This window comes from Cedecea sp. P7760, assembly GCF_013386425.1.
GTDB classification, from domain to species: domain Bacteria; phylum Pseudomonadota; class Gammaproteobacteria; order Enterobacterales; family Enterobacteriaceae; genus Cedecea; species Cedecea selenatireducens.
Window position 1 is genome coordinate 320,165 of the sequence record NZ_JACARU010000015.1, and the last position, 15,057, is coordinate 335,221.

Genomic DNA, 15,057 nt, shown 5'->3' on the forward strand with positions numbered 1-15,057 from the left:
GAATCACCGCTCATGACCCAGTCTTTACGTCAGTTAGAGAATCACGAAGCGTTTATCGACCGTCACATTGGCCCGAACGCGCAGCAGCAGCAAGAAATGCTGGACACCGTCGGGGCGAAGACGCTCAACGACCTGATCACCAGCATCGTTCCGCAGGACATTCAGCTTGCCGAGCCGCCTCAGATTGGCGCCGCTGCGACCGAATTTGCCGCGCTGGCTGAATTAAAAGCCATCGCCAGCCGCAATAAACGCTTCAAAACTTACATTGGCATGGGTTACACCGCGGTACAAACGCCGCCGGTGATTCTGCGTAACATGCTGGAAAACCCGGGCTGGTACACCGCCTACACGCCTTATCAGCCGGAAGTTTCCCAGGGCCGTCTTGAAGCGTTGCTGAACTTCCAGCAGGTCACGCTTGACCTGACCGGCATGGACATCGCTTCTGCTTCGCTGCTTGATGAAGCCACCGCGGCGGCAGAAGCTATGGCGATGGCCAAACGCGTCAGCAAGCTGAAAAACGCTAACCGCTTCTTCGTGGCATCTGACGTTCACCCGCAAACGCTGGACGTTGTGCGCACCCGTGCGGAAACCTTCGGTTTTGACGTCATTGTTGATGACGCAGCGAAAGTGCTGGATCACCAGGATGTGTTTGGCGTGCTCCTGCAGCAGGTTGGCACTACCGGTGAAGTGCATGATTACACCGCGCTGATTGCCGAGCTGAAACAGCGCAAAGTGGTCGTGAGCGTTGCCGCAGACTTTATGTCGCTGGTCATGCTGACCGCACCGGGCAAACAAAGCGCGGACATCGTGTTCGGTTCCGCACAGCGCTTTGGCGTACCGATGGGTTACGGCGGCCCGCACGCGGCGTTCTTCGGCGCACGTGACGAATTTAAGCGTTCCATGCCTGGCCGTATTATCGGCGTCTCCCGCGATGCCGCTGGCCGCACCGCACTGCGCATGGCGATGCAAACCCGTGAGCAGCATATCCGCCGCGAGAAAGCGAACTCCAACATCTGTACTTCTCAGGTTCTGCTGGCGAACATTGCCAGCCTGTATGCGGTCTTCCACGGCCCGGCCGGGCTGAAGCGCATTGCAGGCCGCATTCACCGCCTGACCGACATTCTGGCCGCTGGCCTGCAGCAGAAAGGCCTGGTCCTGCGCCACAAGCACTGGTTCGACACCCTTTGTGTTGAAGTTGCCGATAAAGCCGCCGTGCTGGCGCGTGCCGAAGCGCGTGAAATCAACCTGCGCAGCGACATCCTGAACGCGGTGGGCATCACCCTTGATGAAGCCACCACCCGTGAAGACGTTGTGGCCCTGTTCGACGTGCTGCTGGGCGATGCTCACGGCCTGGACATCGACAAGCTGGATCGCGACGTTGCCAACGACAGCAAATCCATTCCAGCGCCGATGCTGCGCGACGACGAAATTCTGACTCACCCGGTCTTTAACCGTTATCACAGCGAAACCGAGATGATGCGCTACATGCACTCTCTGGAACGCAAAGACCTGGCGCTCAACCAGGCGATGATCCCGCTCGGTTCCTGCACCATGAAGCTGAACGCCGCCGCCGAAATGATCCCGATCACCTGGCCGGAATTTGCTGAACTGCATCCGTTCTGCCCGGCAAACCAGGCTGAAGGTTATCATCAGATGATTGCCCAGCTGTCCGACTGGCTGGTGAAGCTGACCGGTTATGACGCGCTTTGCATGCAGCCGAACTCCGGCGCGCAGGGCGAATATGCAGGCCTGCTGGCTATCCGCCGCTACCACGAAAGCCGCAACGAAGGCAGTCGTAATATCTGCCTGATCCCAAGCTCCGCGCACGGTACCAACCCGGCCTCCGCGCAGATGGCGGGCATGGAAGTGATCGTTGTGGCCTGTGATAAACAAGGCAACATCGATCTGCAGGATCTGCGTGCTAAAGCCGAACAGGCTGGCGAAGCGCTCTCCTGCATCATGGTGACCTACCCGTCGACCCACGGCGTGTATGAAGAAACCATCCGCGAAGTTTGCCAGATTGTTCACCAGTTCGGCGGCCAGGTGTACCTGGACGGGGCGAACATGAATGCCCAGGTCGGGATCACCACGCCGGGCTACATTGGCGCAGATGTTTCGCACCTCAACCTGCACAAAACCTTCTGTATTCCACACGGCGGTGGCGGCCCGGGCATGGGCCCAATCGGCGTGAAAGCACATCTGGCTCCGTTTGTACCGGGCCACAGCGTGGTGCAGATTGAAGAGATGCTGACCCAGCAGGGCGCGGTTTCCGCGGCTCCGTTCGGCAGCGCCTCTATCCTGCCAATCAGCTGGATGTACATCCGCATGATGGGCGCGGATGGCCTGAAGAAAGCCAGCTCCGTGGCGATTCTGAACGCCAACTACATCGCGACTCGCCTCAAGTCCGCTTACCCGGTGCTGTACACCGGCGCGAACGGCCGCGTGGCTCACGAATGTATTCTGGATATTCGTCCGCTGAAAGAAGAAACCGGTATCAGCGAGCTGGACATCGCCAAGCGCCTGATCGACTTCGGCTTCCATGCGCCAACCATGTCGTTCCCGGTGGCGGGCACGCTGATGGTTGAGCCGACCGAATCCGAAGGTAAAGTGGAGCTGGACCGCTTCATCGAAGCCATGCTCTCTATCCGCAGCGAAATTGACCGCGTGGTAGCCGGCGAATGGACGCTGGAAGACAACCCGCTGGTGAACGCGCCGCACACTCAGGACGAAATCGTTGCCGAGTGGGCGCATCCGTACACCCGCGAGCTGGCTGTGTTCCCGGCAGGCCACGGCAACAAATACTGGCCAACCGTGAAGCGCCTCGATGACGTTTACGGCGACCGTAACCTGTTCTGCTCCTGCGTGCCGATGAGCGAGTACGAATAGTTTTAACAACTTGATGAGGGCACTTCGGTGCCCTTTCTTGTTTCTGGAGAAGACACATGAAGATAGCTCTGGTCACCGGCGGCAGCCGGGGAATCGGCAAAGCCACCTCGCTTTTACTGGCCCGGCATGGCTATAAAGTTGTGGTTAACTACCTTCGCAATAAGCAGGCTGCGGACGAAGTGGTGAGTACGATTGTCGCCAGCGGCGGCGAAGCGCTGGCGCTGCGGGCGGATATCGCCGATGAGCTTCAGGTGATGGCGATGTTTGCTGAAATCGATAACGCGTTTGGGCCGGTGACCGCGCTGGTGAACAATGCCGGGATCCTGTTTCAACAATCGACGATTGAAAATCTGACGGCGGAGCGTATTAACCGCGTGCTGGCGACTAACGTTACCGGATATTTTCTCTGCTGCCGGGAAGCGGTGAAACGCATGGCATATCGACACGGCGGGGAAGGCGGGGCGATTGTTAACGTTTCTTCTGCCGCGGCCCGTTTAGGGGCTGCTGGGGAATATGTTGATTATGCAGCGTCTAAAGGGGCGGTTGATACGTTGACCACCGGGCTGGCGGTTGAAGTTGCCGCGCAGGGCATCCGCGTGAACGGCGTGCGGCCTGGCTTTATTTATACCGAAATGCATGCCTCCGGCGGAGAAGCGGGGCGAGTCGATCGGGTGAAAACGGCATTGCCGATGCAGCGCGGCGGCCAGCCGGAAGAAATAGCAGAAACCATTGTTTGGCTGCTGAGCGAGAAGGCTTCTTACGTGACCGGTACGTTTATTGATGCGGCAGGTGGGAAATAAGATCGCTACGCCAGAAGAGGGTGAGACTGGCGTAGCGTAAGGCTTATTGCTTGCTCATGCTGTCTTTAGCCATACCGTCTTTGGCCATGCTGCCTTTGCCCATATGGTCTTTGCTCATGCCGTCTTTCTTCATCCCATCTTTGGACATGCAGTCTTTCTTCATGCCGTCCTTGTTCATGCCATCTTTACAGGTGTGGGTCATTTTGCCCATGCCGTCTTTGGCCATAGAATCTTTGCTCATCGAGTCGGCCGCGTTGGCACCGGCAATCCCGAACAGCATGGTGGAGCACAGCAGGGCAGCGTAGATCTTTTTCATTTTTTGATTCCTTACGTTCACAGTGAGATACAGAGAATTAACTACCGCCGAACCAGTTATAGCCCTGGTCTTCCCAGTAGCCGCCGGGGTAGCGATTAGTGACTTCAATAACCTGAATATGTTTCGGGTTCTTGTAGCCGAGTTTGGTTGGGATGCGCAGTTTCATCGGGTAGCCGTATTTGCGCGGCAGGACTTTGCCATCCCAGGTTAAAGCAATCAGCGTTTGCGGGTGCAGCGCAGTGGCCATATCGATGCTGGTGTAGTAATCATCCGCACATTTAAAGCTGACGTATTTAGCCCGCAGATCCGCGCCAATACCTTTCAGGAACAGGGCAAAGGGCACGCCGCCCCACTTGCCGATGGCGCTCCAGCCTTCAACGCAGATGTGGCGAGTCACTTGGCTCACCTGCGCCATCTGGTGAAGCTGCGCCAGGGTCCAGGGGCGCTTGTCGGTAATCAGTCCGGCAAGCTCAAGGCGATAGCTGTCGCCGTTGATATCCGGCGCTTCATCCTCGCCGTAGAAAGCGTTAAACGGGAAGTTAAGGTCGATCATGCTTTCCGGGTAAACCGGTGCCAGCTGGCTGCCGTTAAACAGCCAGGCCTGAATGCGGTCGTTAAAACGTGAAATCTTGCCGAGCGAGCTTTCAATCGTGGCGTTATCGCTGATATCGCAGCCGGTTAGCATCGCGATGCCGCCGAGCGTTAAGCCCTGCTTTAAAAAACGACGGCGGCCTTCCTGGGTGAGCTGCTTATTAATCAGCTGTGTCGCTTCTTTAATGATCTCGTTTTTATCGCTCATGTTGCTTCCTCAACGGCCACGGAGCATGGCGAGCAACGTGCGGGGTACCAGCGCCACCATCAGTAGATGAACCACCACGAAACCGACCATCGCGGACATGGCATAAAAGTGGATAAACCTCGCCGTGTCGTAGCCGCCAAGCAATTCTCGCAGCAGGGCAAACTGCACGGATTTCCACACGACAAGGCCGGAAACAACCAGCAGCAGGCTGTCGGCGATAACGAACAGATAGGCCGCCTTTTGCACCATGTTGTAATGGCTGAGGTCGGCGTGGGCTAATTTCCCCCGCAGCGCCGCAAAGGCATCCTGGAAGAATTCACGAGGTGAAAGAGGCCAGTATTTCTGCCTGAAGCGGCCGCTGAAGAGATTGCACAGCAGGTAAATCATGCCGTTGACCGCAAACAGCCACATCCCGGCGAAGTGCCACTGCAGCGCGCCGCCCAGCCAGCCGCCGAGGGTAAGTTCATTGGCAAACTGAAAATTAAACAGCGGAGAGGCGTTATAAATGCGCCAGCCGCTGGTGACCATAATCAGCATCGCCAGCGCATTCAGCCAGTGGCAGAGCCTCAGCCATAGAGGGTGAATGAGCGGTGGGGCGGTATGCAGCGTTGAGCTTTCCATCGTCCGGCTTCCTCGTGATTTGATGCAGCGAGTATTGGCCGGATTTGTTCCCGATTGCCTCACGCAAAGTTAAATTAAATGTGACAACTTAACCGACGCGAGTTGTGTAAACTTTGGCTATGCCAGGCGTGTGGGGACGTACAAAAAGTGAATCAGGCAAAAAAAATCTTAATAGTGGAAGACGACGAGAATATCGCCGAGCTTTTGCAACTGCATCTGCGGGAAGAAGGCTTTGAAATCGTTCATGCCGCCGACGGCAATGTCGGGCTGGAAAAGCTGAGACAGGGCGGCTGGGATGCACTAATCCTCGATTTGATGCTGCCCGGCGTCGATGGCCTCGAGATTTGCCGTTTTGCCAGAAGCATGACGCGCTACACGCCGATTATCATGATCAGCGCCCGCTCCAGCGAAACGCACCGCGTGCTTGGGCTTGAGCTGGGCGCGGACGATTATCTGGCAAAACCGTTTTCAATGCTTGAGCTGGTGGCCCGCGTGAAGGCGCTGTTCCGCCGCCAGGAGGCCATGAGCCAGAACCTTAAGATAGATGCCGGGACTTTGACCTTTGGCCCGCTTTCTATTGACCCTCTGGCCAGAGACGTTCGCCTTAACCAACTGCCGGTAGAGCTAACTCCGCGTGAGTTCGACCTGCTCTATTTCTTCGCCCGCAATCCAGACAAAGTGTTTTCGCGGCTGAATCTGCTCAACCAGGTCTGGGGCTATCAGCACGAAGGCTACGAGCACACCGTTAACACCCATATCAACCGGCTGCGCATTAAGATTGAAGACAACCCGGCGGAGCCGAATTTCATCCGCACCGTGTGGGGTAAAGGCTACAAATTTACCGCCCTGATACGTGAGTAACCCTATGCGAATTCTTACGCTTTCCCGGCGCCTGACGCTGGTTTTTGCCGTGCTGCTGCTGACCGCCTGCGCCTTTTTGGGCTGGCTGCAGGTCCGTACCAGTACGCAGTACAGCCAGGCCGTTATCCAGCAACTTTCCGGTGACCTGGCTCAGCACATCAACCAAAGCTACCCGCTGCTTGGGCAGGATGGGCTGAACAAAGACTCGGTGCGAACGCTGTTCGATCACCTGATGGCGGTGAATCCCAGCGTGGAGGTTTACCTGCTGGATAAGCAAGGCAACATTATTGGTGATGCGGCTCCGGATGGGCATATAAAGCGTCATCAGGTCGATCTCGCGCCGCTTCAGGCCGCGCTGAAAGGCGATAAGTTCCCGCTTTACGGCGATGACCCACGCAGCCTTGATGGGCAAAAGGTATTTAGCGTGGCGCCGATGCTGCGCGACGGCAAGCTGGAAGGCTATTTGTACGTGGTATTGCTGGGGGAAACCTATAATCAGCTCGCCAACAGCGCCCAGTTTGATGCTGTCCTGAAGCTCAGCCTGCTGTTGTTGAGCCTGATCTGCGTGCTGGGGCTGGTGGTTGGCGGCCTGGCGTTCCGTTGGATCACGCGCCCGCTACGCGAACTTTCGCAGCACGTTAAGGCCCTGGAATCGGGTGGTATGGCAGAAATGCAGGCGATGGCGGCGCTCCCGCAAAATCCACAGCAGGACGGGGATGAGCTTGCCCAACTCCGTCACGGGGTGATTGCTATGGCGGGGAGAATCTCCGAGCAGTGGCACAGCCTGACGCAGCAGGATCAGCTGCGGCGCGAGTTTATCGCCAATATATCTCATGACCTGCGCACTCCGCTGACGTCGCTGCATGGCTATCTTGAAAGCCTGTCGGTGATGTCTGCCACCCTGAGCGAGGCCGATAAAAAACGTTATCTGGATATCGCCCTCGCGCAAAGTCAGAAGGTGGGCGCGCTGGCGCAGTCGCTGTTTGAGCTGGCCCGCCTGGAATATGGCGTGGTGAAGCCGCATAAGGAGAGCTTCTCTATCAGCGAACTGCTGCAGGATGTTTTCCAGAAATTTGAGCTGCCGGCGCAGACTCGCCAGCTTGAGCTTTTGGCTGACATTCAGCCTGGATTGCCGCTGATTGAAGCCGACGTCAGCATGATTGAGCGAGTGTTGACCAATCTGTTGGACAACGCGATCCGCCATACGCCGGACAAAGGCGTGATTTCGGTCCGGCTATGGAAGGAGCTGGATAAAGTGATGGTGCAGGTCAGCGACAGCGGGCCGGGTATTCCGCAGGAGCTCAAAGAAGGACTTTTTGTAAGGCCTTCGATTGTGCATCAGTCCCGGCTCAGGGTTGGCGGGCTTGGCCTGATGATCGTCCGACAGATGCTGCAGCTTCACGGCAGCGATATTTCCCTGGTCGACCTGCCGCAGCGCGGAGCCTGCTTCCGGTTTGGCCTGCCCGTTTAAACAACAAAGGCGCCATAACGGCGCCTTTTACTTAAAGATTCTCGCCGTTGCTGGCTATCACTTCTTTGTACCAGTTGAAGCTCTTTTTACGGGAGCGAGACATATCGCCGGTGCCGTCGTCGTGTTTGTTCACGTAGATAAAGCCGTAGCGCTTGCTGTACTGGCCGGTGGTAAATGACACACAGTCGATGCAGCCCCATGGCGTATAGCCCATCAGGTCCACTCCATCGTAGGTCACGGCTTTTTTCAATTCTTCAACGTGAGCACGCAGGTAATCAATACGGTAGTCATCGTTGATGGAGCCGTCGGCCTCGACCTTGTCGTAAGCGCCAAAGCCGTTTTCTACGATGAACAGCGGCTTCTGATAACGCTCATACAGTTCGCACAGCGCATAGCGCAGGCCAACCGGGTCAATCTGCCAGCCCCAGTCGGAGGCTTTGACATGCGGGTTCGGCACGCTACCCTGGAAGCCGGAAAGTGCATCGCCGCTGCCGCCCTCGGCCTGAACGGCATTAGTCATGTAGTAGCTAAACCCGAGGTAATCGCAAACACCCTCGCGCAGGATTTGCTCGTCGCCTGCTTCCATTTTGATGTTGAATTCGCGGCGTTCCCACTCGTTCAGCACGTAAGAAGGGTAATAGCCACGCAGCTGCACGTCGGTAAACACGTAACGCTCGCGCATCGACTCCTGGGCGTACATCTGATCTTCTGGCTTACAGGAGAAGGCATAAAGCGGCACCATCGCCAGCATGCAGCCAATCTTCATTTCCGGGTTGATGCGGTGGCCGATTTTCACCGCCATTGCGCTCGCCACAAACTGGTGGTGCAGCACCTGGTACATCACCTCTTCCGGGTTGTCGTGCTCGGTGTAAACCACGCCAGAGCAGCAGTAGCCGAACAGCGGCGCGCGCCAGTTACGCTGGTTGTTGATTTCGTTAAACGTCATCCAGTACTTCACTTTGCTCTTGTAGCGCTCGAACACGACCTCGGCGAAACGAACAAAGAAATCGACCACTTTACGGCTGGTCCAGCCGCCGTATTCGGTGACCAGATGGTGCGGCATTTCGAAGTGGGAGAGGGTGATAACCGGCTCGATGTTGTACTTCAGCAGCTCATCGAACATGTCATCGTAGAACTTCAGGCCGGCTTCATTAGGCTGCAGTTCGTCGCCATTAGGGAAAATACGGGTCCAGGCAATCGAGGTGCGGAAGCACTTGAAGCCCATTTCGGCGAAAAGCTTGATGTCTTCTTTGTAGCGGCCATGAAAATCAATTGCTTCATGGTTCGGATAATATTTACCGGGTACAACCTGCTGAGTAATCTCACGAGGCACGCCGTGGGCGCCTCCCGTCAGTACGTCACAAATGCTTGGGCCTTTACCGTCTTTGTTCCAGCCGCCTTCTACCTGGTGAGCGGCAACCGCGCCGCCCCATAAAAAGTCCTTCGGTAACTTCAGTTGTTTCATATTATTTCATCTCATCGTTAGCGCAGGAAATAATGTGCGTTGAATCACACTGTGGCGCTGAATGTATTATTTCTGTTTTCGAGTCTAACAAATGAAATGGGATTGTCACGATATAACAAATAGCGTGAATTGTGATTTGTCACAAATAAAAAACAGGGTGTTTTTTATAGCATTCTTTTTGCCAGACGGCGGCCAATGGTTTCAAGAATATAAATAACGGGAATTTGTGTAGTGATGTCATAAACCCCGGCAATACGTACCGGTGGAATATGCCAGGAAATATTAAAGTCGGCTAACTTAGCCAGCGACGAGTTCTCATGGCTGGTGATAGACATCACTTTACAGTGGTGAAGGCTGAACTGGCTGGCAAAGCGTAAGATCTCTTCCGTCTCGCCGGAAACCGAAAGTACAATAGCCAGCGCGTTACGTGCCATATCGTTGGTAACCGGAAAATAAGGATCGTCGATATGGTTACTGAATTTACCGACGTTAGAAAAGAAGCGTGCGCCGTATTTTGCTAATGCACCTGAAGTTCCCGCACCGACAAAAATAATACGCTCAGATGAACATATAATATCTACCGCGTGGTCGATGAGAGTATCAAATTCTTCGTTATTGGTGCTTTTAAAAAAGCTGATGATTTCGCTGCTGCCGAAATTAGCTGGCTGAGATTCCGTTTGCTCCAGATATAATTTAAAGCGAACGCGAAACTCGGAATACCCCTCACAGTTGAGCTTGCGGCAAAAACGCAGCACGGTGGTGGTGGAGACGCCTGCGGCATCTGCCAGCTCACGGATGGTCATGTACATCACTTTGTCTTTGTTTTTAATGACAAAGTTGTAGACCATCATTTCCAGACCGTTCAGGTTGGCGATTGCCGCGTGGGTAAACATACTCTCTCTTCCTGCTGAGTCGACTTTTGCTAACGGCCAGGGCTAACGCAGCCAGCCTTTCTCGTGTGCCAGATATAATTGGCGCTCGACATGTTGCCATAATTCCGGCCAGCTTTCTCCCACCTGTGCGTTACGGGTTAATACCTGCTGCAGGGAAATATTATTCTCCCGCCAGCTTTGCCCTTCGTTATGCAGATTCAGCAGGATAGGCAAAATACGATCCAGCGCTCCGGCAAAACGAGCATCAGGGCTGGTGCCCGACTCATATTCTTCCCACAGCGCAAGGAATTGTGGCCCCTGTGGCGCGGGTAATAAACCAAACAGGCGGCTAGCGGCCGCGGCTTCTTTGTCGGCTATGGCTTCACGGGCGGCAATGTCGTAAACCAGCACATCGCCAACGTCGATCTCCACGATGTCATGCAGCAGCGCCATCTGAATCACTCGCTGAATATTCACGTCTTCCCTGGCCCAGGGCGCAAGGCTCATCGCCGCCAGGGCAAAATGCCAGCTGTGCTCCGCGGAATTCTCATGGCGTTCATGGCCGATGATTTTGGTACGGCGCTGAACCAGCTTGAGCTTATCGATCTCCATCAAAAAATGGATGACCTCACTCATCTCGCCAAATGCCTGTTGCATCGTGTTTTTTCCTGTTTTTTACGCTGTCGTTTGATTGTAAAAGAAATCATCCAGACTGACGAACCGAGGTCGTCACAGGCGCTCACACATTTATTTTAGCTTACATGTGTTCACTGGAATCATTCTCAGTTAGGCTAGTGGTGCTGCTTTATTCTTCTATATCTCCGGGAGGAGCCAGATGGCTCGCAAACCACTTATCGCGCATGGATATTCTCTGGCTGAGGAAGTAGCCAACAGCATCAGCCACGGTATTGGGCTGGTGTTCGGCATCGTTGGCCTGGTATTGCTGCTGGTGCAGGCGGTTGACGCCAACGCCAGCGTGACGGCGATTACCAGCTACAGCCTTTACGGCGGCAGCATGATCCTGCTGTTTCTTGCCTCAACGCTCTACCACGCCATCCCGCACGAGCGGGCTAAACGATGGCTGAAAAAGTTCGACCATTGCGCCATCTACCTGCTTATTGCCGGTACCTATACGCCTTTTTTACTGGTGGGGCTCAACTCGCCGCTGTCAAAAGGGCTGATGATTGTTATCTGGAGCCTGGCGCTGGCCGGGATCCTGTTCAAGCTCACTATCGCCCACCGGTTTAAGGTGCTGTCGCTGGTGACCTATCTGCTGATGGGCTGGCTGTCGCTGGTGGTTATCTACCAGATGGTGGTCAAACTGGCGCCGGGCAGCGTGACGCTACTGGCGATTGGCGGCATCGTTTATTCGCTTGGGGTTATTTTCTACGTCTGCAAACGCATTCCTTACAACCATGCTATCTGGCACGGGTTTGTGCTGGGCGGCAGCGTTTGCCACTTCCTCGCGATTTATCTCTATATCCGCTAAAACGCTTAACCCGCGATAAAACAAAGCCCCCTATATAGGGGGCTCAGCGTTTGATTATTTTTCTTCCAGAGAATAAGGCAGTGGCTCAAGCGCCAGCCTGCTGCTGGCATCGTCACGCACGCGTAAAACGCTGTCCGGCTCAAGATCGTTATTCATTACGGCCTGCACCACAAGACGGCCATTTTCTAGCAGCCCGGCGGCTAATATGGTGCCGGTACGACGCCAGTTCTCACCCATCTGCAGCTCGAGATCTTCGCCTGCTTCAGGCACGCGGCTTGCGGTACCGGCCAGCAGCCAGAGGGCTCGTTTGTTCGCCCCGCGGAACTTGGCTCGGGCGACCATTTCCTGCCCGGTGTAGCAGCCTTTTTTAAAGCTGATCCCGTCCAGTGCCTGAAGGTTGGTCGCCTGAGGAATAAATTGCGCGCTGTTCACGCTATCTATAACCGGCAAACCGCCTTCGATATCCAGCGTCAGCCACTGCTGGCTGTCGTTGAGCTGTGCTTCTCCGCGCAGTTTCTCCGTCAGGCGCTGCGCCGTTTCTTCATCGGTAACAATCAGGAAGCGTTCCGCAGGCAGGTTCAGCCACAGCAATGTTGTTGCACCCTGCTGTACAACCTGGGTTTGTTCATCCGGCAGCGTTTCGAAGACGGCAGCAAGCGCAGAACGTGCCTGGAAGCCAGCCAGGCCAAGCAGGACGCTGGCATCATCCGCATTGAAGGTGACTTTGGAAAAGACGGAATATTTCTTTAGCTCCGTTAGCTGTGCGTCACGCAGGTTGCGGCGCTCAATAAAGGCAAAGCCTTCACCGCGATGGAACAGGCGCAGGTTGCTCCACATCTTGCCTTTGGCATCGCAATGAGCGCACAGCAGATGCTGGCCTGCATCAAGCTTAGCCACGTCAGCGGTGACCTGACCCTGAAGATATTTCTCAGCGTCTGCGCCCACGGCGGTGATAAGAGCCCAGTCATCAAGCGTCATCAGCGTCAGCGGCAGACGGGCGGCGGCACTGGGCTGGCGAGGAGGAAACGGATTAAAAGCCATAACAAAGATCCCGGGTTATCCAACGGTTTAATTTCTCAATGGTAAAAGAGCCTGAGGGCAATGCAAGCAGTTTGATAACGCCATTCGTGCGTTTACGAGCAGCCTCGGAGAATCTGGTGCAATCGATGCTGTTACAGCGCTTTGTGCCGGGAAAGTGCGCACAATAAAACATTCCGGTAATCCCGCTGACGAAAACACGTTACACTAACTCGGTACCCAACTTGATGGTTAAGCAGGAAAGAGCACATGGATATCAATAATAAAGCCCGAATTCACTGGGCATGCCGCCGTGGAATGCGCGAGCTCGATATTTCGATTATGCCGTTCTTCGAACATGAATATGAAACGCTTAGCGACAGCGACAAGCTGCTGTTTGTCCGCCTGCTGGAGTCTGACGATCCTGACCTGTTTAACTGGTTGATGAACCACGGTAAACCTGCGGATACGGAACTTCAGCGTATGGTTAGCCTGATTCAGACACGGAATAAAGAACGTGGTCCTGTGGCAATCTGATCTCCGGGTTTCCTGGCGCGCGCAGTGGCTTTCATTGCTTCTCCACGGTCTGGTGGCACTGCTTGTGCTGCTGACGCCGTGGCCGATGAGCTATACGCTCGTCTGGATGCTGCTGCTTTCCCTGGTGGTTTTCGACAGCGTGCGTAGCCAGCGCCGCATTCACGCACGTCAGGGCGAAATCAAGCTGCTGACGGACTTTCGCCTGCGCTGGCAGGGGCGTGACTGGGACATCGTCGGGAATCCGTGGATGATTGACAGCGGTGCGATGCTAAGACTGCGTCGGCCCGGTAAACAGCGTTGCCAGCATCTTTGGCTGGCCGCTGACAGCATGGACATCGGCGAATGGCGTGATTTACGTCGCCTGCTGATGCAACAACAGGCGAGCGGAAGCGGGCAGATTTAGGCGAAACGCTCGGCCATTTCGCCAAGGATTTGCTCGCACCAGGTTTCAATCCGTTCGTCGCTCAGGTCGTACTGATTGGTTTCATCCAGCGCGAGGCCGACAAACAGCTGCCCGTCGGCAATCACTGGTTTTGGGCTGGTAAATTCATAGCCTTCGGTTGGCCAGTAGCCAATGAACTGCGCCCCACGCGGGCCTAACTTGTCGTGCAGCATACCTAGCGCATCCAGGAACCACTCACCGTAGCCCAACTGGTCGCCCATGCCGTACAGCGCCACGAGTTTGCCTTCCAGATTCAGCTCATCTAACTGCGGCCAGACGGTTTCCCAGTCTTCCTGCAGCTCGCCAAAATCCCAGGTCGGGATGCCGAGGATCAGAACGTCATACTGTTCCATCAAGGCCGGGGCATCGTCTTTCAGGTTATGCAGCGTCACCAATTCTGGGCCAATAATGTCGCGAATTTTTTCGGCCGCCATTTCGGTGTAGCAGGTGCTGGAGCCGTAAAAAAGACCAATGTTCATAACAATAAAAACTCATTTTAATAGCGTGCAGAGGGCCAAGTGTACCAGATCCCACTCGCCATCATGCATAATGGACACAATTCGCCAAACCGGGAGTGACGCGTGGAACAGGATAAGGCCCGTATAGAACAATTTCTGGATGCGCTGTGGCTGGAGAGAAACCTGGCTGAAAATACGCTCAGTTCTTATCGCCGCGATCTCACGATGGTGGCAGAGTGGCTGGAGCGTCATCAGCTCAGTTTTTTGACCGTTCAGGCTTCGGACCTACAGGGATTGCTTGCGGAGCGTATTGAGGGCGGTTATAAAGCCACCAGTTCTGCGCGGTTGCTTAGCGCCATGCGGCGGTTATTTCAGTATCTGTATCGTGAAAAAATGCGCGAAGACGACCCTAGCGCGTTGCTTTCATCGCCCAAACTGCCGCAGCGTTTGCCGAAAGATTTAAGCGAGGCGCAGGTTGAACGGCTGTTACAGTCGCCCTGTACCGACCAGCCTATTGAGCTACGCGATAAAGCGATGCTTGAAGTTTTGTACGCGACCGGGCTTCGCGTGTCGGAGCTGGTCGGGCTCACCATGAGCGATATCAGCCTGCGGCAGGGCGTGGTGCGAGTCATCGGTAAAGGCAATAAAGAACGTCTGGTGCCGCTTGGCGAAGAAGCCGTGTACTGGATTGAAGAGTACCTGAAGTATGGCCGCCCGGACTTGTTGAACGGGCAGTCGCTGGACGTGCTGTTCCCCAGTAATCGCGCACAGCAGATGACGCGGCAAACCTTCTGGCACCGCATTAAGCACTATGCTGTTTTGGCGGGCATCGACAGCGAAAAACTGTCTCCGCACGTGCTGCGCCACGCTTTTGCCACACACTTGCTGAACCATGGTGCGGATCTCCGTGTCGTACAGATGCTGCTGGGCCATAGCGATTTGTCCACCACACAAATTTATACACATGTAGCGACTGCGCGTTTACGTCAGCTGCATCAACAGCACCACCCTCGAGCGTGAGTG

16 protein-coding genes are annotated in these 15,057 nt (G+C 55.2%); 8 read left to right on the forward strand and 8 right to left on the reverse strand.

The features are described from left to right. Window positions 1-12: 12 nt before the first annotated feature. Window positions 13-2,886, forward strand: a complete 2,874-nt coding sequence (gcvP, locus tag HX778_RS07045) for an aminomethyl-transferring glycine dehydrogenase (protein WP_038479114.1) — start codon at window positions 13-15, stop codon at window positions 2,884-2,886. A gap of 56 nt (window positions 2,887-2,942) precedes the next feature. Next, a complete protein-coding gene (locus HX778_RS07050; RefSeq protein ID WP_176981595.1) occupies window positions 2,943-3,686 on the forward strand; it encodes an SDR family oxidoreductase in 744 nt (247 codons plus the stop codon). 43 nt (window positions 3,687-3,729) lie between these two features. Here HX778_RS07050 and HX778_RS07055 read toward each other — a convergent pair whose 3' ends face one another. Genes HX778_RS07055 through HX778_RS07065 form a run of 3 tightly spaced genes read right to left on the reverse strand, consistent with a single transcriptional unit; the run spans window position 3,730 to window position 5,422 of the window. Further along, entirely contained in the window at window positions 3,730-4,002 is a 273-nt protein-coding gene (locus HX778_RS07055; RefSeq protein ID WP_176981596.1) for a pentapeptide MXKDX repeat protein, read from the reverse strand. A gap of 37 nt (window positions 4,003-4,039) precedes the next feature. Then, window positions 4,040-4,801: a molybdopterin-dependent oxidoreductase gene (locus HX778_RS07060; protein ID WP_038479124.1), complete on the reverse strand. Its 762-nt coding sequence runs from the start codon at window positions 4,799-4,801 to the stop codon at window positions 4,040-4,042. 9 nt (window positions 4,802-4,810) lie between these two features. Further along, entirely contained in the window at window positions 4,811-5,422 is a 612-nt protein-coding gene (locus HX778_RS07065) for a cytochrome b/b6 domain-containing protein (RefSeq protein WP_176981597.1), read from the reverse strand. A gap of 147 nt (window positions 5,423-5,569) precedes the next feature. Here HX778_RS07065 and HX778_RS07070 point away from each other — a divergent pair, with 147 nt between their 5' ends. Both HX778_RS07070 and HX778_RS07075 read left to right on the forward strand, forming a co-directional pair. Continuing rightward, window positions 5,570-6,283 carry a response regulator transcription factor gene (locus HX778_RS07070; RefSeq protein WP_038483201.1) on the forward strand — a complete coding sequence of 238 codons (714 nt, stop codon included), beginning with the start codon at window positions 5,570-5,572 and terminating at the stop codon, window positions 6,281-6,283. A gap of 4 nt (window positions 6,284-6,287) precedes the next feature. Then, complete coding sequence (locus tag HX778_RS07075) at window positions 6,288-7,754, forward strand: ATP-binding protein (protein WP_038479130.1); 1,467 nt, start codon at window positions 6,288-6,290, stop codon at window positions 7,752-7,754. Between the two features lie 31 nt (window positions 7,755-7,785). Here HX778_RS07075 and HX778_RS07080 read toward each other — a convergent pair whose 3' ends face one another. The 3 genes from HX778_RS07080 to HX778_RS07090 form a co-directional block, all read right to left on the reverse strand. Then, the gene (locus HX778_RS07080; RefSeq protein ID WP_176981598.1) at window positions 7,786-9,219 is read right to left on the reverse strand and encodes a 6-phospho-beta-glucosidase; all 1,434 of its coding nucleotides are present in this window, start codon (window positions 9,217-9,219) and stop codon (window positions 7,786-7,788) included. Between the two features lie 164 nt (window positions 9,220-9,383). Then, window positions 9,384-10,112, reverse strand: coding sequence for a MurR/RpiR family transcriptional regulator (locus HX778_RS07085; RefSeq protein ID WP_038479136.1), 729 nt, complete (start codon window positions 10,110-10,112; stop codon window positions 9,384-9,386). A gap of 42 nt (window positions 10,113-10,154) precedes the next feature. Then, entirely contained in the window at window positions 10,155-10,748 is a 594-nt protein-coding gene (locus HX778_RS07090) for an HD family hydrolase (RefSeq protein WP_038479142.1), read from the reverse strand. A gap of 178 nt (window positions 10,749-10,926) precedes the next feature. Here HX778_RS07090 and HX778_RS07095 point away from each other — a divergent pair, with 178 nt between their 5' ends. Continuing rightward, entirely contained in the window at window positions 10,927-11,580 is a 654-nt protein-coding gene (locus HX778_RS07095) for a hemolysin III family protein (protein WP_038479145.1), read from the forward strand. 54 nt (window positions 11,581-11,634) lie between these two features. On the opposite strand, the gene ygfZ is transcribed toward HX778_RS07095, so the two are convergent. After that, on the reverse strand, window positions 11,635-12,621 hold the full coding sequence (gene ygfZ / locus HX778_RS07100; protein ID WP_176981599.1) for a tRNA-modifying protein YgfZ: 987 nt from the start codon (window positions 12,619-12,621) through the stop codon (window positions 11,635-11,637). Window positions 12,622-12,867: 246 nt separating this feature from the next. On the opposite strand from ygfZ, the gene sdhE reads away from it, so the two are divergent. Both sdhE and HX778_RS07110 read left to right on the forward strand, forming a co-directional pair. After that, the gene (gene sdhE / locus HX778_RS07105; RefSeq protein WP_176981600.1) at window positions 12,868-13,134 is read left to right on the forward strand and encodes an FAD assembly factor SdhE; all 267 of its coding nucleotides are present in this window, start codon (window positions 12,868-12,870) and stop codon (window positions 13,132-13,134) included. Beyond that, a complete protein-coding gene (locus tag HX778_RS07110; RefSeq protein ID WP_038479154.1) occupies window positions 13,115-13,537 on the forward strand; it encodes a protein YgfX in 423 nt (140 codons plus the stop codon). The genes sdhE and HX778_RS07110 overlap by 20 nt, the downstream gene beginning before the upstream one ends. On the opposite strand, the gene fldB is transcribed toward HX778_RS07110, so the two are convergent. Then, window positions 13,534-14,055: a flavodoxin FldB gene (gene fldB, locus HX778_RS07115; RefSeq protein WP_038479157.1), complete on the reverse strand. Its 522-nt coding sequence runs from the start codon at window positions 14,053-14,055 to the stop codon at window positions 13,534-13,536. The two genes, HX778_RS07110 and fldB, sit on opposite strands and share 4 nt — an antisense overlap. 102 nt (window positions 14,056-14,157) lie before the next feature. On the opposite strand from fldB, the gene xerD reads away from it, so the two are divergent. Further along, window positions 14,158-15,054 carry a site-specific tyrosine recombinase XerD gene (gene xerD / locus HX778_RS07120; RefSeq protein WP_038479160.1) on the forward strand — a complete coding sequence of 299 codons (897 nt, stop codon included), beginning with the start codon at window positions 14,158-14,160 and terminating at the stop codon, window positions 15,052-15,054. The last annotated feature ends 3 nt before the right edge of the window (window positions 15,055-15,057 follow it).

Coding starts and splice junctions, on each gene's coding strand:
- gcvP (WP_038479114.1), top strand. CDS start 13: ATGACCCAGTCTTTACGTCAGTTAGAGAATCACGAAGCGTTTATCGAC.
- HX778_RS07050 (WP_176981595.1), top strand. CDS start 2,943: ATGAAGATAGCTCTGGTCACCGGCGGCAGCCGGGGAATCGGCAAAGCC.
- HX778_RS07055 (WP_176981596.1), bottom strand. CDS start 4,002: ATGAAAAAGATCTACGCTGCCCTGCTGTGCTCCACCATGCTGTTCGGG.
- HX778_RS07060 (WP_038479124.1), bottom strand. CDS start 4,801: ATGAGCGATAAAAACGAGATCATTAAAGAAGCGACACAGCTGATTAAT.
- HX778_RS07065 (WP_176981597.1), bottom strand. CDS start 5,422: ATGGAAAGCTCAACGCTGCATACCGCCCCACCGCTCATTCACCCTCTA.
- HX778_RS07075 (WP_038479130.1), top strand. CDS start 6,288: ATGCGAATTCTTACGCTTTCCCGGCGCCTGACGCTGGTTTTTGCCGTG.
- HX778_RS07080 (WP_176981598.1), bottom strand. CDS start 9,219: ATGAAACAACTGAAGTTACCGAAGGACTTTTTATGGGGCGGCGCGGTT.
- HX778_RS07085 (WP_038479136.1), bottom strand. CDS start 10,112: ATGTTTACCCACGCGGCAATCGCCAACCTGAACGGTCTGGAAATGATG.
- HX778_RS07090 (WP_038479142.1), bottom strand. CDS start 10,748: ATGCAACAGGCATTTGGCGAGATGAGTGAGGTCATCCATTTTTTGATG.
- HX778_RS07095 (WP_038479145.1), top strand. CDS start 10,927: ATGGCTCGCAAACCACTTATCGCGCATGGATATTCTCTGGCTGAGGAA.
- ygfZ (WP_176981599.1), bottom strand. CDS start 12,621: ATGGCTTTTAATCCGTTTCCTCCTCGCCAGCCCAGTGCCGCCGCCCGT.
- sdhE (WP_176981600.1), top strand. CDS start 12,868: ATGGATATCAATAATAAAGCCCGAATTCACTGGGCATGCCGCCGTGGA.
- fldB (WP_038479157.1), bottom strand. CDS start 14,055: ATGAACATTGGTCTTTTTTACGGCTCCAGCACCTGCTACACCGAAATG.